Origin of the sequence: Acrocarpospora corrugata (assembly GCF_009687845.1) — a bacterium.
GTDB classification, from domain to species: domain Bacteria; phylum Actinomycetota; class Actinomycetes; order Streptosporangiales; family Streptosporangiaceae; genus Acrocarpospora; species Acrocarpospora corrugata.
The window spans coordinates 1-601 of record NZ_BLAD01000055.1; the positions used below are offsets into that span (position 1 = coordinate 1).

The following is a 601-nucleotide window of genomic DNA, read 5'->3' on the forward strand; positions in this document are numbered from 1 at the left end:
TGTTGCGCGACGCTGGTCATGAACACGACGGCGACATCCGTGGTGAACACGAAGGTGCGTGAGAAAGCCCCGCTGGATGGCTTCCGGGCGGGGCTTGGTGTTCATGCTGACGCGGTGGTGTTCACTCTGTCGCGATGACTTCGTTGATCGCGGTGCGGGTAGCGTTCTCATCGACGATGGCCTTGCCCTCGGCGAAGGTCGCGACCAGGGACTGGATGGCGATGTTGTTGACAGTTCGGGGCTTGCCGCGGCTGGTCTGGTGGATCAAGGTGATGGCGTCGTCGGAGAACAACGGATCGCTGCGACCGGCCAGTTGCAGGTGGTGGCGTAGGTAGGTGGCGGTTTCCTCGGCGGTCATGCCGTTCATGTGGCAGCGGACGGCGATGCGCTGGTCCAGAGCGGCTAAGACGCCGAGTTTGACCATGCGGCGCAGGGTGGGCTGGCCGACCAGCAGGCAGGCGAAGGGGCAGGTGCGGTCCATGTCGTGGTTGGTGAGCATGCGCACCGATTCGAGTTGGCTGTGGTCGAGCAGGTGAGCCTCGTCGATGATCAGGACGGGGGTGCGGCCGCGTTCGGCTTGTTCGACCGCGAGCAGGTCGGT

General features: G+C 64.4%; 1 protein-coding gene. It reads right to left on the reverse strand.

Annotated features, from left to right (window positions below; genetic code table 11):
• Nucleotides 1-121 precede the first annotated feature (121 nt).
• Nucleotides 122-601: ExeA family protein (locus Acor_RS20255; RefSeq protein WP_155338362.1), on the reverse strand; the 480-nt coding region annotated here is incomplete at its 5' end.